22 protein-coding genes are annotated in these 22,428 nt (G+C 57.8%); 7 read left to right on the top strand and 15 right to left on the bottom strand.

From position 1 onward, the window contains the following. Positions 1-197 precede the first annotated feature (197 nt). From L0U82_RS30200 to L0U82_RS30175, 6 genes are all read right to left on the bottom strand, one after another. Positions 198-1,262 (bottom strand): ABC transporter substrate-binding protein, encoded by a 1,065-nt coding sequence (locus L0U82_RS30200; protein ID WP_233836813.1) that lies wholly within the window; start codon positions 1,260-1,262, stop codon positions 198-200. A gap of 96 nt (positions 1,263-1,358) precedes the next feature. Beyond that, positions 1,359-2,477, bottom strand: a complete 1,119-nt coding sequence (locus L0U82_RS30195) for a cupin domain-containing protein (RefSeq protein WP_233836812.1) — start codon at positions 2,475-2,477, stop codon at positions 1,359-1,361. A 78-nt stretch (positions 2,478-2,555) separates the two neighbouring features. After that, positions 2,556-3,164 (bottom strand): cupin domain-containing protein, encoded by a 609-nt coding sequence (locus L0U82_RS30190; protein ID WP_233836810.1) that lies wholly within the window; start codon positions 3,162-3,164, stop codon positions 2,556-2,558. Positions 3,165-3,166: 2 nt separating this feature from the next. Next, positions 3,167-3,787: a cupin domain-containing protein gene (locus L0U82_RS30185; RefSeq protein WP_233836809.1), complete on the bottom strand. Its 621-nt coding sequence runs from the start codon at positions 3,785-3,787 to the stop codon at positions 3,167-3,169. A gap of 26 nt (positions 3,788-3,813) precedes the next feature. Continuing rightward, positions 3,814-4,914, bottom strand: a complete 1,101-nt coding sequence (locus tag L0U82_RS30180) for an ABC transporter ATP-binding protein (protein WP_233836808.1) — start codon at positions 4,912-4,914, stop codon at positions 3,814-3,816. A gap of 31 nt (positions 4,915-4,945) precedes the next feature. Further along, positions 4,946-6,682 (bottom strand): ABC transporter permease, encoded by a 1,737-nt coding sequence (locus L0U82_RS30175; protein ID WP_233836806.1) that lies wholly within the window; start codon positions 6,680-6,682, stop codon positions 4,946-4,948. A gap of 313 nt (positions 6,683-6,995) precedes the next feature. Between L0U82_RS30175 and L0U82_RS30170 the strand changes: the two genes are divergently transcribed. After that, positions 6,996-8,795 carry an ethanolamine ammonia-lyase reactivating factor EutA gene (locus L0U82_RS30170; RefSeq protein WP_233836805.1) on the top strand — a complete coding sequence of 600 codons (1,800 nt, stop codon included), beginning with the start codon at positions 6,996-6,998 and terminating at the stop codon, positions 8,793-8,795. A 22-nt stretch (positions 8,796-8,817) separates the two neighbouring features. Here L0U82_RS30170 and nikR read toward each other — a convergent pair whose 3' ends face one another. Beyond that, positions 8,818-9,252 carry a nickel-responsive transcriptional regulator NikR gene (nikR, locus tag L0U82_RS30165; protein ID WP_233836804.1) on the bottom strand — a complete coding sequence of 145 codons (435 nt, stop codon included), beginning with the start codon at positions 9,250-9,252 and terminating at the stop codon, positions 8,818-8,820. 197 nt (positions 9,253-9,449) lie between these two features. Here nikR and L0U82_RS30160 point away from each other — a divergent pair, with 197 nt between their 5' ends. Both L0U82_RS30160 and L0U82_RS30155 read left to right on the top strand, forming a co-directional pair. Then, positions 9,450-10,499: a HoxN/HupN/NixA family nickel/cobalt transporter gene (locus L0U82_RS30160; RefSeq protein ID WP_233836803.1), complete on the top strand. Its 1,050-nt coding sequence runs from the start codon at positions 9,450-9,452 to the stop codon at positions 10,497-10,499. A gap of 5 nt (positions 10,500-10,504) precedes the next feature. Beyond that, positions 10,505-11,626 (top strand): porin, encoded by a 1,122-nt coding sequence (locus tag L0U82_RS30155; protein ID WP_267929854.1) that lies wholly within the window; start codon positions 10,505-10,507, stop codon positions 11,624-11,626. Positions 11,627-11,716: 90 nt separating this feature from the next. Here L0U82_RS30155 and L0U82_RS30150 read toward each other — a convergent pair whose 3' ends face one another. From L0U82_RS30150 to L0U82_RS30140, 3 genes are all read right to left on the bottom strand, one after another. Next, the gene (locus L0U82_RS30150) at positions 11,717-12,253 is read right to left on the bottom strand and encodes a chromate transporter (protein ID WP_233836801.1); all 537 of its coding nucleotides are present in this window, start codon (positions 12,251-12,253) and stop codon (positions 11,717-11,719) included. Beyond that, entirely contained in the window at positions 12,254-12,823 is a 570-nt protein-coding gene (locus L0U82_RS30145) for a chromate transporter (RefSeq protein ID WP_233836799.1), read from the bottom strand. It lies immediately after the preceding gene. 203 nt (positions 12,824-13,026) lie between these two features. Next, complete coding sequence (locus L0U82_RS30140) at positions 13,027-14,316, bottom strand: aromatic ring-hydroxylating dioxygenase subunit alpha (protein ID WP_233836797.1); 1,290 nt, start codon at positions 14,314-14,316, stop codon at positions 13,027-13,029. Positions 14,317-14,468: 152 nt separating this feature from the next. Between L0U82_RS30140 and L0U82_RS30135 the strand changes: the two genes are divergently transcribed. Further along, positions 14,469-14,795, top strand: coding sequence for a non-heme iron oxygenase ferredoxin subunit (locus L0U82_RS30135; RefSeq protein ID WP_233836795.1), 327 nt, complete (start codon positions 14,469-14,471; stop codon positions 14,793-14,795). An 86-nt stretch (positions 14,796-14,881) separates the two neighbouring features. On the opposite strand, the gene L0U82_RS30130 is transcribed toward L0U82_RS30135, so the two are convergent. The 5 genes from L0U82_RS30130 to L0U82_RS30110 form a co-directional block, all read right to left on the bottom strand. Beyond that, a complete protein-coding gene (locus tag L0U82_RS30130; protein WP_233836793.1) occupies positions 14,882-15,817 on the bottom strand; it encodes a CobW family GTP-binding protein in 936 nt (311 codons plus the stop codon). 18 nt (positions 15,818-15,835) lie between these two features. Further along, positions 15,836-16,489 (bottom strand): class II aldolase/adducin family protein, encoded by a 654-nt coding sequence (locus L0U82_RS30125; protein ID WP_233836792.1) that lies wholly within the window; start codon positions 16,487-16,489, stop codon positions 15,836-15,838. Between the two features lie 32 nt (positions 16,490-16,521). Then, positions 16,522-17,193 carry an ABC transporter permease gene (locus L0U82_RS30120; RefSeq protein WP_233836791.1) on the bottom strand — a complete coding sequence of 224 codons (672 nt, stop codon included), beginning with the start codon at positions 17,191-17,193 and terminating at the stop codon, positions 16,522-16,524. Positions 17,194-17,309: 116 nt separating this feature from the next. Next, the gene (locus L0U82_RS30115; RefSeq protein ID WP_233836790.1) at positions 17,310-18,137 is read right to left on the bottom strand and encodes an ABC transporter ATP-binding protein; all 828 of its coding nucleotides are present in this window, start codon (positions 18,135-18,137) and stop codon (positions 17,310-17,312) included. Between the two features lie 14 nt (positions 18,138-18,151). After that, on the bottom strand, positions 18,152-19,195 hold the full coding sequence (locus L0U82_RS30110) for an ABC transporter substrate-binding protein (RefSeq protein ID WP_233836789.1): 1,044 nt from the start codon (positions 19,193-19,195) through the stop codon (positions 18,152-18,154). A 320-nt stretch (positions 19,196-19,515) separates the two neighbouring features. Here L0U82_RS30110 and L0U82_RS30105 point away from each other — a divergent pair, with 320 nt between their 5' ends. From L0U82_RS30105 to L0U82_RS30095, 3 genes are read left to right on the top strand one after another with little or no spacing between them, the layout of a single operon-like run. Next, a complete protein-coding gene (locus tag L0U82_RS30105; protein ID WP_233836788.1) occupies positions 19,516-20,319 on the top strand; it encodes an IclR family transcriptional regulator in 804 nt (267 codons plus the stop codon). A gap of 16 nt (positions 20,320-20,335) precedes the next feature. Continuing rightward, on the top strand, positions 20,336-21,373 hold the full coding sequence (locus tag L0U82_RS30100; protein WP_233836787.1) for a 2Fe-2S iron-sulfur cluster-binding protein: 1,038 nt from the start codon (positions 20,336-20,338) through the stop codon (positions 21,371-21,373). Positions 21,374-21,402: 29 nt separating this feature from the next. Continuing rightward, on the top strand, positions 21,403-22,395 hold the full coding sequence (locus tag L0U82_RS30095) for an ABC transporter substrate-binding protein (RefSeq protein WP_233836781.1): 993 nt from the start codon (positions 21,403-21,405) through the stop codon (positions 22,393-22,395). Positions 22,396-22,428 lie beyond the last annotated feature (33 nt).

Genomic DNA, 22,428 nt, shown 5'->3' with positions numbered 1-22,428 from the left:
ACCACGCTCTGCGATTTAAAACAAACCTCTTGTGGAATGCGGCGCCGCATGTGCTGCCTGTCCCGCTTTAAAAGAACAACGGGAATACGACTCCAAACGGCTCACAATTCGCCGTGTGGAAAGCAGTCTGTATAGTGGTGAAGCTTTCGGTGGAAGCAGAGGTGCGTGGATCCGGCGCACCTCTTTCTGATCGGAGATCAGTTCATGCCATTAAATACGTTGTCGAAAAGCGCCTGGTTCTTCGCCTGATTGTCGATGATGTCTTTATTCGAAATGATCTGCATTGCCACGTCCGGCAGCTTGTGCTTGACCGCCGTGTTCGTCACGGCCATATCGTGGTCGGCATACATCGCTTGACCTTCGGTCAGCAGGAAGTCATAAAACAGTACGGCTGCATTCGGATGCTTGAGCATGTGCGCAACACCCACGCCGTTCGGCTGCGTGATGGCCGGTCCGATCGAAAACCAGTCGATGGGCGCACCGGCCTCCTTCATGGACTGGACCTTGTAGTTGTAGATGCCAAAAGCCATCGGCACGTCGCCCGATGCGACCAGATTCGCCAGCAGCGTGTGGCCGCGGCGCACCGATACGCCGTTTCTGGCAACGATCTGTTTGAACAGATCGATACCCGGTTGACCGCCGAGATTCTGCACGGTGTCCGCGAACCATGGGATCGAATCCTGGCCTTCTACACCCAGCTTGCCTTTCCATTTCGGGTCGAGCAGGTCCTTGTACGTCTTCGGCAGATCTGCCTTCTTGACCAGGTTCGTGTTGTACGCGACGGTGAATACATTGAGGCGCGTCGCCGTCCACGCGTTGTTGTCCTCGATTGCTTGCGGAATCAGCGATTTCTGGACTGGCGATTTGATCGGCTGCAACAGCTTTTCGCGGTACATCGCTTCGAGCTGCGGTCCATTGGTTTCGAACACATCCGCTTCGTGGCGGCCGGCACGGCCTTCCGAGATCGCGCGCTGCAGAATGCCCGAAGCGCTCGAACGCCAGACAGTCACGTGCACGCCGTATTTCTTTTCGAAGGCCTGTACGACCGGATTGAAATCATCAGGCGGCAGTGATGCATAGACCGTCAGCGTGCCTTCCTGCTTCGCCCCGGCGATCAGCTTTTGCATGCGATCCGCGCCGGTGTATTGCGCGACGGATTCGCTCGATACATAACCGGCCGCGATGGCGGGACTGGAATCCACGAAGGTCAGCGCGGCACCGAGGAGTCCAACAATTGCTGCGAGGCGGAATTTCGTTTTCATCAAGAGTCTCTGATGTGTTTATTCTTGGCGGGGTACATCGGTCTGATATACCCCGCACCTTCAGCCGGACCGGATTGACGGTTCAGTCGCGGCGGCTCAACCCGCGAGCGCCGGCAGCGTTTCCAGTTCCTTCACGTACGCGGCATCCATCTGCATCGAGAGGCCGATCTTTTCCAGTTCAGACGAGAACGTCGAACGGATGACCGGATTTTCATCCGCGTAGTCGATCTGGCAGCCGCCGATGCGACGCGAAATCCACGCCTTCGGCACGCCTTGCGAATTACGCTGCGACACGACTTCATGCTTGAGCGCAAGGTAACGCGACGGATTCGGGTTGGTGTTGAAATGCTGGTGGAATTCACCGTTAGCCGGCGTGATCAGCGAGCCGGCTTGCCAGTCGTAACGCTTCGGCTCTTCGCCTTCACGCCACATCATCGAGTAACCCGAGCCGCTCATGATGATCACGTGCGCGCCGGGGCCGTGCGAGTGAGCCTTCTTGTACGTCGAGGTCGGGAACTGCGAAATGTGGCTGTTCTGCGAACCGCGCGCCATGTTGAAGCGAATGTGACCGCCGCCGGCACCACGTTCAGCCGCGCTGATCAACGGCAGATTCACCGCATCGGCGACGAAGTTCGTTTCCATCAGCAGACCCTTCTGTTCGCCGCCATTCGCGAAGTAGTCGGGCTCGCCGTTGAAACGGTTCTTGAAGTCGTATGCCGTGCCGAAGATGAAATCGATGTCTTCGAGTGCGTTGATGGTGGGCGGGCCGTTCGTGACCGCGACGAAACGCGCGGCGTCCTTGCCCGACGTGTTGTAGTGCGTGTGCCAGCAATTCAGCGGAATAGCGAACAGCGCACCGGCTTGCCATTCGAACGTGACTTCCGCGCCGGCTTCGTTGCGCACGGTAGTCGATCCCCGGCCGCTCAGCACATAGATCATTTCTTCGAACAACTGGCGCTGCGGCGCGAGCGACTTGCCCGGCGGAATTTCGCAGACGTAGCAGTCGTTCGACGTGCGCGACGCTTCGTGGTTGATGTAGACACCCTTGCCGCCACGACGTGCCCAATCCTTCAGATCGACCGTACGCAGGTCCTGAACGTAGTGCCCGTCGATAATGTCCAGACCCTGTTGGGCAATCCAGCGCGTATACGCCGTTTCCTTCTCGGTAGCGAATTTCTTCGCCATGTCCTCGGAAACAACTGCATTCTTGCTCATTTACTTCTCCATTCGATGCTCGTTGCGTACACAACACGGTAGCTCGCAGCTCTGCGAGCTAACTGTTTCAGGCATTCGTTAAACGGTTGCCGTGTTCTTCAGATACTCGCGAATCTTCTCGGCCGTGAGCGTGACGCCCGGATCGTATTCCGGTGCGTCTTCGAGTTGCTGCAGATCGTTCAGGCCGCTCTTCCAGAAGATGCGGTTGATCGCGGAGATCAGGCGCACGGGACGATCCGGGTCCGCATTGAAATGCTGGTGCGCGGTGCCGGGCGGAATGTAGATCACGTCGCCGGCTTCCCACTCGAAGCGCTTGACTTCACCGACCGGCTTCCACGCGTACTGATCGACGATTTCGACGTCGTAGTCCTGATGCAGGTCATAGCCGCGGCCTTCGAGCACGTACAGGCACTCTTCCGCGAGGTGACGGTGCTTACCCGACTTGCTGCCCGGCGGAATGATCTGCATGTACGCATCGACCGTCTCCATGCGCGTATTCATGCCTTCGTTCAGCAGATGCTTGAGCAGGCCTTGACGCGACATTTCCCACGGCATGTTCTCCGGCCGCACGATCTTGGCGCGCTTGGCGTTGCGCTCCGAGGCCTGTTCAGCGTTCTCCAGCAGGCCCTTGTAAAGCGCCTGATTCTGTTCGCCTGCCAGCCAGTTTCCCGATTCGGTCCATGCCATGATCAGTAGCCTCCTTCCGGATGATTGAAATCAGTTTCTTCCATGCGTGCGACGAAACCTTCACCTGTCGGCGACGGCTGGTCGGGGCGAGGTTCGACGGTCTTCTGGAACAGCATGTTCATGAACATGAACATCGGCTTCGTCTTGATGACGAGCGCGCGAGCCGGCTTGTCCAGGCTGCGGTTGAAGTGCTGGTGCACGCAGTTGTTGTGCACGATCGCGATGTCGCCGGCTTCCCAGTCGTAGCGCACGCCGTCGTGTACTTCGTAACCGATGCCGTCGAGAATGTAGAACGCCGCTTCGTTCACGTGGCCGTGCTTCTGCGAATGGCCGCCCGGCGAGTATTCCTCGAGGTGGATGTGGAACGTCTGGGTGATGCCGTTCTTCGGCTGCACATAGTGACGGCTGAAGGTCTGCGGTCCCTTGCTGAACTTGACTTCCTTGCCTTTGCGCACGCGCGGAACCGAACGCAGACGCTCCAGTTCCGCGTTCAGGTTGTACGCGCCTTCGATGCCGCGTACGAATATGCGATTTTTCACATTGCCAGCGGTGCTGTGATGCGACTCTTCAGCGCGCTGATCTTCCTCATACATCGCGTTCGTGTCGATGTTTGCTTCAGACATAGTGCCTCCTTGTTGATACAGCGAAATTACTGCGGGTTCAACGCGATACAACGGGCTGGATCAACGGTGACCCAGATCTTCGCGCCAACCGGCTCGCGATGCGACGGATGCGCGCGCGCGAGCAGGATCTGTTCACCGACCTTGATCTGCAAATCAAGCGTTTCGCCAAGGAATACTTTGGAATAGACGGTGCCTTCGAATACATTGCCGTGCTCGGTCGTCGGCTTGCTGGCGAAGATTTCCAGGTTCTCCGGGCGCAACGACACGACGGCTTTCGCACCGACATTCATGCCTTCACTGTGGGCCACCGTGATCGGGCCGATGCTCGAATTAACGGTCAAAGTCTGGCCATTCGTGTCCCGGACCGTGCCGTCGACAAAGCTCGTCGTGCCGATGAAATCCGCGACGAACTGGTTGGCAGGCTGCTCGTAGATATCGCGAGGCCGCGCCTTCTGCACGATATGGCCGTCCTTCATGATCGCGATTTCGTGCGACATCGCGAGCGCTTCTTCCTGGTCGTGCGTCACGTAGATCGTCGTGACGTTCAATTCGCGTTGCAAGCGCTTCAGTTCGAAGCGCATCTTGTCGCGCAGCTTGGCGTCGAGATTCGACAGCGGCTCATCGAGCAGCAGCAGCTTCGGCTCCATCACGATCGCGCGGGCGAGCGCCAGACGTTGCTGCTGACCACCGGACATCTTCGTCGCGTCGCGATCCGCCGCATGATCGAGGCCGACCGCGGTGAGCGCGCGCATGACCTTGTCGGCGATCTGCTGCTTCGAGAATTTCTTCGTGCCGACTTCGAGCGGAAAGCTGCAATTCTTGAAGACGGTCATGTGCGGCCAGATCGCGTATGACTGAAACACCATACCGAACTGACGTTTGTTCGGCGGCACGAAGGTCTTGCGAGCCGCGTCGAACACAGTCACGCCGTTCGCCGTGATTCTTCCGCCGTCGGGTTTTTCCAGACCCGCGATCGAACGCAGGGTAGTGGATTTGCCGCAGCCGCTCGGGCCGAGCAGCGTGAACAGCTTGCCTTCGGGAACTTCGAAGCTCACGTTCTCGATGCCCGCGACTTTCGCGCCGTGACTGTCGAGATACACCGTGTTCAGATTCTGGATATTCAGCATTGCCGTCTCAATAATTTCTGTTATGGGGAGTTCAGACCGATTTCACGCCGAACTTGCTGCCCACCCACTGCGCGAGCGACACCAGCGCGAGCAGACCAATCACGAACATCACACTTAACGCCGACAGCTCGACGTATTGCCCGTTTTGCCACAGCTCCCACACGACGACGGAAATCGTTTCGCTACCGGGGCTGTACAGCAGAATCGAAGCGGACAGTTCACGGATCGATACGATGAACACATAAATCCAGCCACCCATCAGACCCGGCTTGAGCAGCGGCAAAACGATACGGAAGAAAGTCGTGCCCCAGCCGGAGCCGCACATTTCCGCCGACTCTTCCAGTTCCTTCGACAACTGAACCATCGAGGTCTGCGTATAGCGCATCCCGTAGGGCATGAAGCGTGTGACGTAGGCGATCAGCAGGATCCACAGCGTGCCGTAGATGCCGACGTTCACGTTCAGGAAGAAGATCATGAATGCCAGACCCAGCACCAGGCCTGGAAATACCATCGGAAGCGAAGCGAGGTTATCGAGCAGCCAGCGGCCCCGAATCTTTGTTTTGATCACGATCCAGCACACGAGCGTGGAAAGCAGCATCACTGCAGTCGCACACGAGAGCCCGAGAATCAGACTGTTACCGACCGCCTCCTTGAGTTCCGGATAGCTGAAGATGTAACGGTACGAATCGAGCGTCAGATGGCGCAGCGCTTCCATCGACGGCGGCGCGTAGAACTTCTGGAAAGACGACCACAGCAGCACCAGCAGAGGCAACACCACGATCACGAGCGCATACAGCACGAAGATGGCCGCGGTCAGATAGCGCCACGCGCCAAGATCGATTGCGCGTGCACGGAACGCCTTGCCGGTAACCGTCGTGAACTTGCCGCCCTTGGCGAGCAGGCGGCTCTGGATAAAGATGCCGACGGAGGTAATGAGCAGCAGAATGGTCGAATACGAAGAGGCTAGCCCTGTCGGTGTCGGATATTGCTGCAGCGCCTCGTAAATCGATGACGTCAGTACCTGAATCTTTACCGGCAGACCGATCAGCGCGGGCACCTCGAACGATTCGACCGCGCGCACAAACAGAATCAGCACCGTCGAAACGATGGCAGGCACCGCAAGGCGGAATGTGATGCTGAACGTTGTTCTGAACAGGCTTGCGCCGCTCATGATGGCGGACTCTTCCAGCGACGGGTCCATGCCGCGAAACGCCGCCGACATCAGCAGGAAAGCCATCGGCGAGTACTGCAAGCCGTCAATCCAGATCATCCCGCCCATGCTGTAGATGTTGAACGGCGGATGCGCAAGACCGAACCAGTGCATCAGCGCGACGTTCAGTACGCCAATCTTCGGGCTGGCAAGCAGAATCCACGCAATAGTGAAGAGGATTGCGGGATTGATCAGCGGCACGACCGTCACAACCGAAAAGAAACGGCGCAATGGCGTATTGGTGCGCTCGTTGATCCACGCAAGGCCCGAACCGATCACGAACGAAACGAGTGCCGCACCAATCGCGAATTCCACCGAATTCGCGAAAGCCGACCAGGAGTCCGCGCTACCGAACGCAACCCGGTAATTGTCGAGCGTGAATACCGATGGTGTATCCGCGCCCTGCGGCGTCATGAAGCTCTGCCACAGCAGGAAACAAAGCGGAATCAACGCCAGCACAGCGACGATGAAGATTGCGCTGCCGATCACCAGCCATTTTGATTCGAGCCGCTTCCAGAATCGAGGCGGCGTATTGGTGACATCAAGTTGAAGCTCCACCAACTGTCTCCTTGCGTAACTTCATTTCGGGTGTTCCTGTATATAGAACACCGTTTCTATTTACAGGTGCAGTTGCCGTATTGGGCGCGTCTGCTTGATTTTTGTCAAGACATTGAGGGGTGCGGGTTAGCCCTAGGATGAGGGCTTCCGTTGACTGTTGGGCCGCCCTGGCAGCCGCGCTGCTCATGGAGGGCGTCAATATTTCGGAGGAAGCAATTCTTTTATGTGGAGAGTCGTTCCATTTTCAGCTACTGCCGTTCCGCAAGCTACGGTATGATCGATGTCAATACGCCATACAAACCGGAGACGCCTTATGCCGAACGATGCAACCGTTCATTCGCTTGACGATCACTTGTACGGTTACGATCCTGACCATGAGCACGGTGACGATGCCGATCATGATCACGACCATGACTTCGCCGAGTCCGAAACGAATCAGGAGGCGGTGTGGCTACTCGATAACGTCGTTCTGAACAGCGTCGGTATCGACATCGGCTCGTCGGGCACTCAACTGGTGTTCTCGCGTATTCATATGCGGCGCATCGCCGAAGAACTATCGAGCCGCTACATCATCGTGGGGCGCGAACCGATTTATCAGAGCCCGATCTCGCTGACGCCGTATCTGAGCGAAACGCAGATGGATACGCAGGCGCTTCAACGCATCGTTGCCGCGGCCTATAAGGAAGCCAATCTCGGTCCGGACGACATCGATACGGGGGCCGTGATTCTGACCGGTGAAGCGCTGCGTCGCGAGAACAGCGAAGGCATCGCGGATATGCTCGCGGAGCAGGGCGGCGAGTTCGTCTGCGCGACCGCCGGGCATCACATGGAAGCGATGCTGGCCGTGTATGGTTCGGGCGCGGCAAAGTATTCACACGAGCACAAGAAGCGCGTGCTCAATGTCGATATCGGCGGCGGCACGACGAAGCTCGGCCTCGTGGATTCCGGCAATGTGATCGGCACGGCCGCGGTTCACCTCGGTGGACGCTTGATCGTGACGGATCAGCAGGGCCGCATCACGCGCCTCGATCCGGCGGGCAAGGAGCACGCGCGGGCAGCGGGATTCGTCTGGGAAATCGGCAGCCAGACGACACGCGAGCAACTCGAGCAGGTGGCCGACTGGATGGCGCAGACGCTGATGCGCGTACTGGGCGAGCGCTTCACCGCGGACGATCTGAATTCAATGTTCCTGACCGATCCGATTGCCGATTTGGGCAAGCTCGATGGCCTGATCTTCTCGGGCGGTGTCGGCGAATACGTGTATGAGCGTGAAACGCGCGACTTTCTCGATCTCGGCAAACTTTTCGGCTCCGCCGTGCGTCGGCGCCTGCTTGCGAAAGAGGTGTCGTGGCCGCTGCTGCCTGCTATCGAATGCATTCGCGCGACCGTTCTCGGTGCGTCCGAATACAGCATCCAGCTGAGCGGCAACACGACTTTCATTTCGAATCCGCGCAATCTGCTGCCGCGCAAGAATATGCAGGTCGTGCCGATCGAAGAACGCATGCCTGAAGTGATCGATCCGGCGGCGATCGCTGAGTCGTTGCGCAAGAGCTTTCAACGCTACGATCTGAAGGAGGGCGATCAGGACGTGGCAATCGTGGTGCGCTGGGCAGGGCCGCCGGAATATTCGCGTCTGGCTGCGCTCGCGCGCGGACTGATCGACGGTAATCCGCTGACGATTGCCGCCGGCAAGCCGCTATACGTTATCGCCGATGGTGACATTGCCCATTCGCTCGGCAACCTGCTGCGCGAAACATTGGATGGAAATGATCTGTTCGTGATCGACGGCGTGTCGCTGCGAGGGCTCGATTATGTCGACCTGGGCCGTATCCGTATGCCGTCACGCACCGTTCCGGTCACAGTCAAATCACTCGTGTTCAGCGAAGACCCGAGCTTGCACGGTAAATCCGACGCGTCGGAATGGCATGCACACGAGGATGGCACCGTACATCGTCACCACCATCACGTCACCGCGGGCAAGCACCCACATCACGATCATGCACACGCACACGGCCATCACCATCATCACGATCATGACCATAGCCACGGCGCTGATCACGGGCATCACCACCATGCGGATCACACGCATGGCCACTCGCATGGCCACGACTAAGCGCTAAAGCATAAAGCCGCCGTCACACGTGCAAATGCTCGTGTGGCGGCGCACTCTCTTCCATCAACGGCATCAGATGCAGGTTGCTGTTGCGCACGCCACGCTGTGCCGCAAGCGACCATGCGAATCGCTGGATCGTACCCACTTCACCACGCAACACGATCATCTCCAGACAATTGTCGTGGTCGAGATAAATGCGACTGCTGCTGACAATTCGCGCGTGTTGTTCGTGATACGCGTCCGATAGACGCTGCGCGAGTTCGCGTACGCCGTGCTCGAATACGATCGTCAACGTGCCGACGCATTGCACGTGGGCGTCAGCCAATAATTCCTTTGAACGATGGGCGCGCAGGATGTCGCGCAGAGCCTCCGAGCGGCTGTTGTAGCTGTGCTGCTTCATCGTGTCGTCGAGCGTCGCGAGCAGGTGATCGTCGATCGTAATCGTGATGCGTTGCATGTCGGCTATCCATTCGCGGTAATTGCGTCTTGACACCACCATAGCATAGCCCTCATTATTCTTTCAAAGTGTTCCAGATAAAGGTTTGATGTTCTTTTATAAGGAACGACGTGATACGGTCAGGAGTATGAGGATTTTTTAGAAAAGTATGAGCGATGTACGATCCGTACATTGGCGATCTATCGGTGGAGACGTGAATGATTCGATTCCTGAAGTTTCTGTTTAACGATGCCGGCCCGAATATTCGAGGCCGTATTGCCGCGATGTACGCGCTGCTGGCCGTGTTCAATCTCGGTGCGTGGGCTTGGGCATTTATCGCGTTTCAGGGCCGGCCGGTGCTGCTCGGTACCGCCTTTCTCGCCTACAGCTTTGGGCTGCGTCACGCTGTCGACGCCGACCATATCGCCGCCATCGACAACGCGACGCGCAAGCTCATGCAGGAAGGGCAGCGGCCGGTGACGGTGGGTTTCATGTTCTCGCTGGGGCATTCGACCATCGTCATCGCCGCGACCGCCGCGATCGCCGCTACGGCCATGGCATTGCAACATCGTTTCGAGGAATTTCGGGAAATCGGTGGCGTGATCGGCACGCTGGTATCGGCTGGCTTCCTGTTCGTGATCGCTGCAATCAATCTGATCGTGCTGAAATCCGTCGTCGCTACTTTCAGGCGCGTGCGCCGGGGCGAGCGCTACGACGAGGAAGATTTCAATCTGCTGCTTGCAAATCGCGGCCTGCTCGCGCGAATTTTCAAACCGATGTTCCGACTGATCACGCGCGGCTGGCATATGTACCCGCTCGGCGTGTTGTTCGGACTTGGCTTCGACACGGCATCCGAAATCGGCTTGCTGGGTGTGTCGACGACCCAGGCGTCACATGGCGTGCCGATCTGGTCGATCATGGTGTTTCCCGCACTGTTCACGGCAGGCATGTCGCTGATCGATGCGACCGACAGCATTCTGATGTTGGGCGCCTACGGCTGGGCGTTCATGAAGCCGATCCGCAAGCTGTACTACAACATGACGATTACGCTGGTGTCGGCGGCTGTCGCGATCGGCGTGGGCGGCGTAGAGGCACTCGGGCTGATCGCGGACAAGCTGCATCTGAACGGTGCGTTCTGGGATGAAATCGGTGCGATCGGCGATAACTTCGGCATGGTTGGGTATGCAATTATCGGCTTGTGCGCGTTTATCTGGCTGGCCTCTACAATCTTCTACAAATGGCGGCGTTTCGATGAAGTAGAGGTGTAGTCGTGTTGACGAGACAGCCGAATAAACACTTTCCTCGCAGCGTCGCTCGTCTCGGTCTAATCGCAGCACTTGCCGCGGGCGGTTCGGACGCACTCGCTCAAAGCAGCGTGTCTCTATACGGTGAAATCGATGCGAGTGCCGTCTGGTTGAACGATGCCGGCGGCGGGCGTCAATTTCAGCTGGCCTCAGGTCTGATCGACGGTAGTTTTTGGGGCCTGCAAGGTTCCGAAGACCTGGGCGGCGGTAATCACGCAATCTTTCGTCTTGAGCGTGGTTTCAGCATCACAACGGGCGCGGATCAGAACGATCACCCCTACTACGTGGGTCTCGCGAATGACCGATATGGCGCGCTGACGCTCGGGCACCAATACGATTCGATCCACGACTACCTGGCACCGTTCACGTTGACCGGCGGCAATGGCGGCACGGCATTCGCGCATCCATTCGACAACGACAACGCCAATAACTCATGGCTCGCGCGCAACTCGGTCAAATACAGCAGTTCATCGTTTGATGGGCTGAGTTTTGGTGGAATGTACGCATTCTCGAACGCAGCAGGGCAGTTTGCGAAAAATCGCGCCTACAGTATGGGCGCGAACTATAGCAATGGCGATTTCAACGCAGGTGCGGCGTGGCTGCACGCGAACGGCCGAGGTAGCACGGAAAGCGGCGCTTACGATGCAGTCACGTTGCCGGGCACGAATCGCAACACGTTCGATGCTTCAGTGCAGACACAAAACACTTTCGGTGTCGGCGCGAGTCAGGCGCTGGGTCCATTCACGTTGGCGGCATCCTGGACGCGCTCGATTTACAGCGGTCTAACCGATACGGAAACGGGGTTGCCTGCCCGATCCATAGCCTTCGATAACTACGAGATCAACGGGACATGGCAGGCGTGCGCTACGCTATCTCTGAGCGGTATGTACACGTACACAAAGGGTACGGACGCGCATTGGCATCAGGGCGCCGTGCAAGCCGACTATGCGCTGTCAAAGCGCACCGATACCTACATCGAAGCAATCTATCAGCACGCTTCGGCTGGCGCGCCGGCCGTCATCAATTCGATGATGCCTTCGAGTACCAGCAACCAGTTGTTGTTCGCGGCGGGCATTCGCCACCATTTCTGAAATCTCAACGCAAAGCGCGCTGTATTTGAACTGAACCCCAAGAGCTGGAAGCAGATCCGGCCTTGGGGTTTTTCTATGACGCGTTTCGCTCTAAAAAAGCGGCACGTAGAACGCAGCCACATAAATCAGCGCCACGCCCGACATCAGAACGTACGGATTGAGCTTCGTGAAGTAGACGATGCCACCTGCAATAGCCGTTGTTACCCACGCGAACATCGTCGCGTGCATCGATTCCATCACGGCGACGGCCCCGGCGAAAATCAGACCAACCGCAACAGGTGCCAGCCCGCGCTCGATGGCGCGACGCCAGCGCGTACCTTCACTCTTGTGCCAGAACAGCGTCACGGTCACGAATACCACCGACGACGGGATATACATGGCGAGCGTCGCAATGAGCGCACCGACGAGGCCCTCCATATGCCAGCCGATCAGCGCGGAAATCAGCGTGGTCGGCCCAGGAGATACGCGAGAGATAGCGAACAGGTCAGCGAATTCCTGACCCGACAGCCAGTGATAAACCGTCACGCTCTGATGCTGGATATCGGCGATGATGGTCTGGCCGCCGCCGAACGACAGTGCGGAAAGCGGTGCGAATAGAAGAATGATTCTTAGCAGGACGTTATCCATTTAGTTTCCTATAGCGGCACAAAGGATGCTGAGCGGCGCGAGCACGAGCACGACGGGGACGGTAGGCCAATGCAGCACGCCCACCGCGACGAAAGCGACGATGGCGAACGCATAGCGGAGCAGCTTGCGTTCGATACGCACCGCCACCTTGGCACCCATCGAGAACGTCGCACCTACGCCGGCGGCGGCGATGCCGAACAGCAGAAAGTGCGTGAGCGGATAGCCCGACAGACGCGTATAGAGCACCGCCAGCACGAGCACGACGATCAGCGCAGGGGAGATCATGCCGAGCGCGCCGGCGAGCGCGCCGAGCGACCCACGCAGACGCTGGCCGATATAAAGCGAGACATTGACCGGGTTTGCGCCCGGCAAGATTTGCGACAGCGTCATACCGGCGACGAACGCATCGTTATCCATCCATTTGCGTTCTTCCACGACGGCACGATAGGACCATGCGGAAGTACTACCGCCGAACGACATCACGCTGATGCGCACGAAGGTTGCGAATATGTCCCATAACGAGACTTTTTGAGTCACGGGCGCGGCAGTGGATTCTTCGATGGTAGACATGGCACGAAATGAGCAGGAGTTAGCGGGTTTATGTGTGTTCCATATAACAGAACGTCATTCCTATTTAGTTGATATTTTTAACACGCTGTTTATATGCCACGCAATCAGGTTTTACGTGATCGCTACGCCCGTTGTGTTACGCAAAATAAAAAAGCGCCGTGTCTGTGAGGACACGGCGCTTTGAATAGCGGAGCTGCAACGGCTTAGATCGATTGGTGCTTCTTGCCTTTTTCCGCGATCAGCGCATCGCGCGCGCCTTCGCTGAACGGCGTTTCACGCTTCAGCAGAATCGCGACCGAACGAACCTTCTGCGACTCCGGATCGCGCCCCGGCGGCAGCGTGCCGTTTTCGGCGAGTGCACGCGCGGACTTCATGATCCGGCTGCGCATCATGATGATGCCGTTGTCGGTGCCCACCAGGTTCTCTCTCGTACGATCCTGGATCGGCCCCATGCTTTCCTGAAGCGAGGCGTCCTGCATCGCGATGCCGTCGATACCGCTGTACGTGATGCCTGCCTTCTGCGCGGCACGGTCCATCAGATAGTTGTTCGTCTTGTTTTGCTCGGGAACGTAGTTGCTGCCCGGCACGTAGCGCACGTGGATGCCCTTGCCGTCGTTCATCGCCTGCACTTCGTGTTCGGTCAGATCGCGCGTCGGATGGTAGTCGAAGCTCCACGCCCAGCAGTTGTGGTCATCGATCGGTACCCAGAAGTGGCCGTGTATCGGGTGATCTCCGCGCGGCGGAACCATCGTGAAGCAGGGCATGACCCACGGCGTAATACGCCAGTAATATTGATCGTCCTCCGCATTACGGCGCACGCCGATCGCCAGACCGCCCGACGCTTCGACGACTTCGAACACGGGAGCCAGATCGTTCAGGTTGTACTGGTTGCCCTTCGCGCCCTTGAACAGCGGATCCGAGTTGAGGCTGCCGCTGTGCAGGAACGAAACGTGGCTCGAATCGATGCCGCCCTCGAGTGCCTGCAGCCAGTTGCATTCCTGAATCCGTTTGCTCATGAACGACTGGCTTGCGGGCACGGTCGAGAATTCCCACGCCGGCAGTGGCGGCGTCTGGTCGGCCGGTCCCATGTACACCCAGATGACGCCGCCCTGCTCGACGAGTGGATACGACTTCAGCTTGATTCTTTCCGCGTAGCCGCTTTCCTTTGCTTCGGACGGTACGTCGACGCACTGGCCGGTCACGTCGTATTTCCAGCCGTGATACGGGCAGCGAATACCGCCTTCTTCATTGCGGCCGAACCACAACGACACGCCACGGTGTGCGCAGAATTCGTCGATCAGGCCCAGCTTGCCTTCCGAGTCGCGGAACGCAAGCATGCGTTCCGACAGCAGTTGCAGACGAACCGGTTCGCCACCAGGCTCCGCAAGCTCCTCCGACAGAAGCGCCGGGAGCCAGTAACGACGAAACAGTTCGCCCATCGGCGTGCCGGGACCGGTTTGGGTAACGAGATCGTTTTGTTCTTTTCTCAACATGGTATGTGTGCCTCAGGGTTGCTGTTGTTGCGCGATGCCGTTCGGTGCGGTTTTCAATCTACTTGTTTTTGTTCCGATATAAGGAACGCTGTTCAATGAGTAAGAACAAAGTTATCATTGGGCCCACAACATGTCAACGAAGGAGATTCCCGATGAGTCACGCTTGTGCATTTGCCCACCTGTGCCACGCAGGAGATGTCGCTGAAGGTAAAGCGATCAAGGTCGAAAAGAACGGCCTGACGCTCGCCGTCTTCAACATCCAGGGCGAGTATTTCGTAACGGACGACACCTGTACGCATGGTCCGGGTTCGCTGTCGGAAGGCTATATCGATGGCGACACGGTGGAATGCGATTTCCACAATGGCTCGTTCAATATCAAGACCGGCGAGGTGGTCGCGCCGCCGTGCATGATTCCGCTCCGGACGTACAGGACGCACGTTGAAGATGGCGTAGTTGTCATCGAAACGGACGGCGAATGAAAAATATGCGCCGGGCGTATTCAGGAAACGCCCGGCGCACATTTTTCCCACTACGTTCGGTAGCTTGTTAGTCCACAACCTAACCTCTAGTTTCTCTTCACGATCAATGTCAGCCCGCTTTTCACGCCGGCCATGTTCGATGTCGCCTCGGTAATCTGCGCGAACCTGTCGCCCAGTACGAATTGCACGATGACGGGTGAACGTCCATTTTTCAGGTGAACGCAACCCTTTAACCGCAAAAGCGACTCGCCGTACTGCGATGTAATTTCGTGTAGACGCGCGCACAGTGCGCTGCTATCCGGCACGTCGTCCAATTCGATGAAACGCGTGACAGCCCCGTGACTACGAGTCAATCGCGAAAGGGGTTTGTCAGGAATGGGCTCGCGTTCAGCACGCTGCACGGGTCGCGAAAGCTGCGTCAGTGCTTCGCGTAGCCAGAGATTGCCGTTCGCCGAGCGGAGGATGTGCGAACCCGCGTAGTACTTTCCTATCAGCGACTCCGCCGCATCGACTTCCGATGGCGCCGTAATATCCGTATGTGTCAGGACCACCACATCCGCGCCTTGCAGCTGCGCGCGTGCTTCATCAAAGCGTGCGAGCGTATTGGCCGCATGATGTGCGGCAATCGTCGTGAACGTACCGGCGATGCAATAGCGCTCTTTCACGAGCGAATTCAGACTCAGTGACGCGACAAGCGGACCCGGATCGGCAAGCCCGGTCGTTTCGATCACAACCATGCCGAAACGCGGGATGCTGCGATGCAGGCGTGCCCAGAATAGCGTTTCGAGTGCTTCGTTCAGCGCCGGCAGGCCGTTGCAGCATACACAGGCGTCCGCGAGCAGCGTCGATGTATCGCCCGCAAATCCAAGCGTCGCGTGATCGAGGCCAACTTCACCAATTTCATTGACGATAAGCGCCGCATTGGAAAACGGCGTCTCCTTCATCCAGCGTGCCAGCAGCGTCGACTTGCCGCTACCGAGAAACCCGGTCATCACATAGATTGGAATACGTTCGTGATGCATGTTTGACGCTGTATTCCGTTAGGCGCGAAGCTTGCCGGCGTGATAGTCCCACACCTTTTGCAGCAGATTGGGCTTCCACAGATTGCGACTGATCGTCTCGACCTGTTCAGGCGACAGCACCATCGGTTCACCGATCTGCTGCGCGAGATACTGACGATGCGCGTTCTCCTCGAGATAAAACGCGAGCACGAACGTCTCCAGAATGCCTTCGGCCGCGATCACTGCGCCGTGCGATTTGAGCATTGCGACGCGGTGCCTGCCGAGACATTCCGCGAGCTCTTCACCGAGCGGCTTTTTGTTGATCGAGGCCGTTTTAGGGAACTGCTGGATCTCACCGAGTACCGACGCCTGCATGATCACGGGTTGCACGACATTTCCGGTCATACTGAACAGCGTGGACCAGGTAGGGTGCGTATGCACGACCGAATTGACGTCGGCACGCTTTCGATAGATTTCCGAGTGGATATGGAATTCCATCGGCGGGACTGCGTCGCCTTCAATCAGGTTGCCGTCGAAGTCGATCGTTACGATGTCGTCCGCGGTAAGCGCGCTGCGCACCGAGGCCCCTGAATTGATCAACATCTGATCCCGACCGGGTACACGCCAGCTAAAGTGACCGTTGAAGTCGATCACCTCCGCGCGTTCGAGCATCAGGATTGCATCAACGAGCATTTGTTTCTGTTGGATGTAGCCACTCATCATGTTCACTTCCACGGAATCAGCTTGCGTTCAATTTCATTCAGCAGCAGGGAAATGCCGTAGCCAAGCACGGCAATAACGATCAGGCCGACATACATCTGTTCGACCGACAGCAATTCCCACGCATTCCAGATCATGTAGCCCAGACCGCTCTTCGAGCCGATCATTTCGGCGATGGCGATCAGCATCAGACCCAAGCCGAAACCGAGCTTGATGCCGCTCATGATGTGCGGCACGGCACCGGGCAGTGCGATCGTGCGAAATACCTGCCATGGGTTCGCACGGAAATTGCGGCCCACCTCCAGATAGATCTTGTTGATTTCGAGCACACCCGTCGTCGTATTGATCAGCATCGGATAAAAGACGCCGATAGCGACCATCGCGATTTTCGACGCTTCGCCGAGGCCGCAAATCAGCATCAGCAGCGGAAAAATGGCGCTCTTCGGAACCGGATAGGTCGCGGCAATCAGCGGCTCGAATACGGCGCGCAGCGGCTTGGAAAGACCCGTTGCAACGCCCAGCAGCAGGGCAGGAATGCCGCCGATCAAGCCGCCCCACAACAGACGCAACAGCGTTGCCGACGTGTTGTCCCACAGCGAGCCGTCCTCGACGAGCGCGATAAAGGTGCTGAAAATATGCGTAGGTGCGGGAAAGAAGCGTATGTCGATGAGGCCCATTTGCGCCGCCGCCTGCCAGAGCAGCAGTAACAGAATGGGTGACGCGATACTGATCAGCCGATCGCGTTGTCCTTTGCCTATCTTTCGTCTTCTTGACGGTGTTGCGCTGATGGTACTCATGCTTTCTCACCGAGGTCGCGGGAACGCACGCGCTCGACTTCCTCGCGCAATTCGCCCCAGATGGAATAAACAAATTCGCCGTATTCCGGCTGTGCGCGCAGTTCGAGCACCGAGCGTGGGCGCTGGAACGGAACATCGATGATGCGTTTGACGCGGCCGGGCTGCGCGGTCATGATCATGATGTGATCGCCTAGCGTCGCTGCTTCGTCCACACTGTGTGTGATGAACAACACCGTTTTGCGTGTTTCGTCCCAAATGCGCAGCAACTCTTCCTGCAACAGAAGCTTGTTCTGTTCATCGAGCGCCGAGAATGGTTCGTCCATCAACAGGATGTCGGGATCGTTCGCAAACGCACGGACGATAGAAACGCGTTGCCGCATACCGCCCGACAACTGATGAGGATAGGCCTTCGCAAAACGCGTGAGGCCGGTGCGATCGAGGTAGTAGTCGACGGTTTCGCGAATTCGCGCTTTCGGTACACCGCGAAGCGTCAATCCATAAGCGGCATTGTCGAACACCGTCATCCACGGAAGCAGCGAATCGCCCTGAAAGACCATCGAATTGCTCGGCCGATTCTGCGCGGGCGACGTGATTTCGACCGTTCCGCTGGTAGGGGTCTCGAGATTCGCGAGGATACGCAGCAGCGTGGTTTTGCCGCAGCCGGACGGCCCGACGATCATGAAGAATTTGCCGGCCGAGATATCGAGCGAAACATTGTCGAGCGCGGTGACCGTGCCGCCCGCTGTCTCGAACGACTTCGTCAGATTCCTGAGCCGGATTTTCGCGGATACATCTTGCATCACGGGTGAATCGATCGTTGCCATGAACCACGTTCCTGTTATTTCGTGCGCGGCGTGTACGGGCCAAGCGCTGCGTCTGCTGCTTGCGCGAAAGACGGATCAACGACCCGGGCAACGGTAATGTCACTCTTCACATCGCCGTGACTCTTGAAGTACGCCAGATCATTTTCAAGGCTCGCGATGTTGAGCTTGCCATCGGGATTCGTGCCTTGAGGAACGATGTTGCGATAGAGCGAAGCATCCTTGATCGAGGTGTACTGAGTCAGGATCGAAATCACTTCGTCCGCGTTCGGACCCGCGATCTTGCCGTCCTTCAGCGCATCGTTGTAATCGCGCGCTGCCCGCAGATAGGCGCGCATGAACGCCTTGGCCGTATCCGGATGATCGTGGATGAAGGTGTCCGAATAGAGCAGCACGGCAAGCTGATGATTCGGGTAAATCTGGTCATCGCCCATCACCCGAATTGCCGCGCCACGGCGAACAGCCTGCGTTGCAAAGGGCTCGGTTGTCAGAGACGCATCGACGGCCTTGTTTTCGAGTGCCATCACGTGCTGAGGAAAGCCCAGATAGACGCGCTCGACATCGCTCGGCTTAAGGCCTGCCTTTTTTAGCGCTTCATTCATCGTGGATGTAGAAGCACTGCCGGTCGCGCTGCCGGCAACCTTCATGCCTTTCAGGTCTGCGAGCGTCTTGTAGCGACCGCTCTTGACGAGATCCGTGCGCACCAGCAACGGCTGATAGCCGTATCCCGCCGGCGTCGATCCTTTGTCCGCGACGATCTTGATGCCGATGCCGCGCGTCACTGCGTTGTAAAGCCCCGCGGATGGCGAACCGCCCGCGACCTCCAGTTGCCCGGAGCCCAGCGGCGCAACCATTTTTGCGCCGGAATCGAACGGAATGAATTTCGCGTCGATGCCTTCGGCGCGGAAGTAGCCCTTCTTGTCGGCAATAAAGAACACGACGTCACTGCTCGCATCCGCGATACCCACGTGAACGGTCTGCAAGCCCGCGGCCATTGCCGCGGCCGAACCCAGCATGAAACATACGGCCAGCGCCGCGCCCATCATCCTGATGCCTTTCACTGCCTGTCTCCTTGATCTGACTTCACGGCTATTGCGCGCGCTCTATCAGTTTTGGGATCCGGCGCAAGTCGTGCCGCCCTTGGCCGCCTCGCAAAAAAATGTTCCTATATATGGAACTATGTATGGTATAATGGAACGACTGAAGTTTCCCTTTGATCAGATGCAAAAGTCAAGGTGAAACGGGAGAGACCTAGGGTTAGTCCGCATGTGTCGGGAGGATGAGCCACCGGAATATGCTCGGTCATGCCTATAAATAGAATTGCGTTCCACAACTGCGGGGCGCTAAATTTAACGAGTTTGGAAACCTGGACGCGAAAACCATGCGGAATAACGAAACGGAAATTGAAACGGAAGAGGAACAGGAGGGCCCGCGCAGGCTGTCATCGGTAACGGCGGCATTGCGGCTACTCAAGATATTTTCCGAAGAGGAACCGGAACTGGGCATTAGCGCATTGTCAAAGCGCATGGGCGTCGCAAAGAGCACCGTGCATCGTCTGTGCGCCGCGTTGCTTGCCGAGGGATTGCTGGAACAGAACCCGGATAACGGCCGTTATCGCCTCGGCATCCAGTTGTTCACACTCGGTGCGCTCGTGCGTCGTCGTTTCGACGTGACGAAACAGGCGCTGCCGTTCCTGCATGTATTGCGCAGTCAGACGGATGAAACCGTACAGCTCGCGATTCTCGACGATACGAGCGTCGTCTACATGTTCAACCTGGAAAGCCAGCAGGCGATCCGTATGCGCTCGTATATCGGTGTGCGGAAACCCGCCAGCTACACCGCGGAAGGGCATGTACTGCTCGCGTCGAGCACGCCGGATGTCGTGTCGCGCGCAATCAAGCAAGGGCTCGTTGCACGCACACCGAAGACGAACACCGATACGCAGGTGTTCCTGAAAATGCTGGAGGAAGTGCGTCGCGACGGTTACGCGATCGACGATGAGGAATCTGAAGTAGGCATGCGCGGTATTGCTGCACCCGTGCGTGACACTACGGGTACTGTCGTCGCGGCAATTGGTTTCGGTGGACCTGTACAGCGTCTCACGAAGAAGGCACTGCGCGCGGCGGTACCGCATCTGATCGCCGCGGCAGACGGTATTTCCGCAACTCTTGGCTATCACCCATGAGATAGCCGATCAGGACATGGATGAGACTCTTGTGAATAACCAGAAACATCGCATCACGCTCGCGGGTACTGATCAGTCTTTCGAATGCGATAGCGATGATGTGCTGTTGCGATCGGCTCTTCGTAACGACATCGCGTTTCCGTACGAGTGCAACGTAGGCGCGTGCGGCAATTGCAAATTCGAACTGATCGAGGGCGACGTTGATGCCAGGTGGCCGGAAGCACCTGGCTGGACCGCGAAGGATCGCGAACGGCGTCGCTATCTTGGCTGTCAGAGCATGCCGCGAGGCGATTGCACGATCAAGTTGCGGCCGAATCAGCACTACGCGCCTTTGCATCAGCCGAAACGTGTGACGGGTACGTTCACGTCGCGCCGCTCGATTACGCATGACATCGAAGAGTTCCGTTTCGAGCTTTCGGATGACATGCGATTCGAGCCCGGCCAATACGCGCTATTAACGCTGCCCGGTGTCAGCGGTCAGCGCGCCTATTCGATGAGCAACATCGTGCAAGGCTCGCAAGCGCGAGTGCTCGATTTCCAGGTGCGTCGCGTACCGAACGGTCAGGGTAGCAACGCGCTATTCGACAGGTTGGCGACCGGCGAACAGGTCGAGATCGACGGCCCCTACGGCATGGCCTATCTGCGTCGTGACGTGAAGCGCGACATTCTGTGTCTCGCTGGCGGCTCGGGCCTCGCCCCGATGATTTCAATCGCGCGCGGTGTTGCGCAAACCCCTGAAATGCAAGGCGTCAAACTGCACTTCCTGTACGGAGGCCGTACGCCACGGGATGTGTGCGGACGTGACATGCTCGAAGCGCTCGAGAATTTCGGCTCGCATCTTCACTTCGACGCGGCCGTTTCGGATGCAAGTGGCGAGCAATGGGGCGGTCACACTGGCTTTGTGCATGAACTGGCCGAGTCGAAATTCGGTGACGGCCTGCGCGACATGGAGATCTATTTTGCAGGGCCGCCCGCGATGGGGCAGGCGATCCAGAAGATGCTGCTGGCGCGCAAGGTGTCGTTCGGGCAGGTGCACTTCGATCAGTTTTATTGACTTTTCTTCACTCCCTTTAAGGAGACAGTGTGAGCAAGTTGCAGCTTTCTGTTGCGGTCGGCCCCTACGACCGGATGCGGCCTCTGGTTGACGGTGAAGTGCAGATCGAGGGCGTCGATCCGACGTTCATGTTGCAGGAACCGGAGGAAATCTTCTTTCGCGCGCTCCGCCATGCGGATTACGACATTTGTGAACTGTCGCTGAGCAGCTATTCGGTCAAGACGGCAGCGGGTACGTCGGCTTACGTTGCTATTCCGGTATTTCCGTCGCGCGCATTCCGTCACACGTCGGTGTATGTGAACGTGAATGCGGGTATCAACAAACCGGAAGATCTGAAAGGCAAGCGCATTGGCGTGCCGGAGTACCAGCTGACGGCAAACGTGTGGGTGCGCCTGTTCCTCGAAGAGGAATACGGTGTCAAGGCATCGGATGTCACGTGGGTGCGCGGTGGTTACGAAGACCCGACGCGCGTCGAAAAGATCAGCCTGAATCTGCCCAAAGATGTGGAGCTGGTGAATGCGCCGGAAGGCAAAACGATTTCCGGCATGCTCGAAGCCGGCGAAATCGATGCGCTGATCGGCCCGCGCGCACCGTCATGTTTCGATCGTGGTTCGCCGAACGTGAAGTATCTGTTCGATGATCCGCAGGCGGAAGCTGCTGCCTGGTATCGTAAAACGAAGCTGTTCCCGATCATGCACACGCTCGGCATCCGGCGCACGCTTGTCGAACAGCATCCGTGGCTGCCGATGTCGGTGATGAAGGCTTTCGAGAAATCGAAAGCGATCGCGCTTCACCGTCTGACCGATACGTCGGCGACGAAGGTCACGCTGCCGTTCATCGAGACCCAGCTTCGCGCCGCGCGTGAGCTGATGGGCGAAGATTTCTGGCCGTACGGTTTCGCCACGAACGAACATACGCTGAACCGGTTCCTCGCGCAGCATTACGCGGAAGGGCTGTCGAGCCGACTGCTGGAAGCGAAGGATCTGTTCCATCCGGCGAGCCTCGAAAGCTTCAGCATTTAATCGGTCATCAGGAAACGCCGGGAGAACCCCGGC

It is taken from the genome of Paraburkholderia sp. ZP32-5, assembly GCF_021390495.1.
GTDB lineage: Bacteria > Pseudomonadota > Gammaproteobacteria > Burkholderiales > Burkholderiaceae > Paraburkholderia.
This window is presented reverse-complemented; position numbering and strand designations above follow the sequence as displayed.

Coding starts and splice junctions, on each gene's coding strand:
- L0U82_RS30130 (WP_233836793.1), bottom strand. CDS start 15,817: ATGCATCACGAACGTATTCCAATCTATGTGATGACCGGGTTTCTCGGT.
- L0U82_RS30105 (WP_233836788.1), top strand. CDS start 19,516: ATGCGGAATAACGAAACGGAAATTGAAACGGAAGAGGAACAGGAGGGC.
- L0U82_RS30100 (WP_233836787.1), top strand. CDS start 20,336: ATGGATGAGACTCTTGTGAATAACCAGAAACATCGCATCACGCTCGCG.
- nikR (WP_233836804.1), bottom strand. CDS start 9,252: ATGCAACGCATCACGATTACGATCGACGATCACCTGCTCGCGACGCTC.
- L0U82_RS30190 (WP_233836810.1), bottom strand. CDS start 3,164: ATGGCATGGACCGAATCGGGAAACTGGCTGGCAGGCGAACAGAATCAG.
- L0U82_RS30200 (WP_233836813.1), bottom strand. CDS start 1,262: ATGAAAACGAAATTCCGCCTCGCAGCAATTGTTGGACTCCTCGGTGCC.
- L0U82_RS30160 (WP_233836803.1), top strand. CDS start 9,450: ATGATTCGATTCCTGAAGTTTCTGTTTAACGATGCCGGCCCGAATATT.
- L0U82_RS30120 (WP_233836791.1), bottom strand. CDS start 17,193: ATGGGCCTCATCGACATACGCTTCTTTCCCGCACCTACGCATATTTTC.
- L0U82_RS30150 (WP_233836801.1), bottom strand. CDS start 12,253: ATGGATAACGTCCTGCTAAGAATCATTCTTCTATTCGCACCGCTTTCC.
- L0U82_RS30145 (WP_233836799.1), bottom strand. CDS start 12,823: ATGTCTACCATCGAAGAATCCACTGCCGCGCCCGTGACTCAAAAAGTC.
- L0U82_RS30180 (WP_233836808.1), bottom strand. CDS start 4,914: ATGCTGAATATCCAGAATCTGAACACGGTGTATCTCGACAGTCACGGC.
- L0U82_RS30195 (WP_233836812.1), bottom strand. CDS start 2,477: ATGAGCAAGAATGCAGTTGTTTCCGAGGACATGGCGAAGAAATTCGCT.
- L0U82_RS30170 (WP_233836805.1), top strand. CDS start 6,996: ATGCCGAACGATGCAACCGTTCATTCGCTTGACGATCACTTGTACGGT.
- L0U82_RS30140 (WP_233836797.1), bottom strand. CDS start 14,316: ATGTTGAGAAAAGAACAAAACGATCTCGTTACCCAAACCGGTCCCGGC.
- L0U82_RS30115 (WP_233836790.1), bottom strand. CDS start 18,137: ATGGCAACGATCGATTCACCCGTGATGCAAGATGTATCCGCGAAAATC.
- L0U82_RS30135 (WP_233836795.1), top strand. CDS start 14,469: ATGAGTCACGCTTGTGCATTTGCCCACCTGTGCCACGCAGGAGATGTC.
- L0U82_RS30125 (WP_233836792.1), bottom strand. CDS start 16,489: ATGCTCGTTGATGCAATCCTGATGCTCGAACGCGCGGAGGTGATCGAC.
- L0U82_RS30185 (WP_233836809.1), bottom strand. CDS start 3,787: ATGTCTGAAGCAAACATCGACACGAACGCGATGTATGAGGAAGATCAG.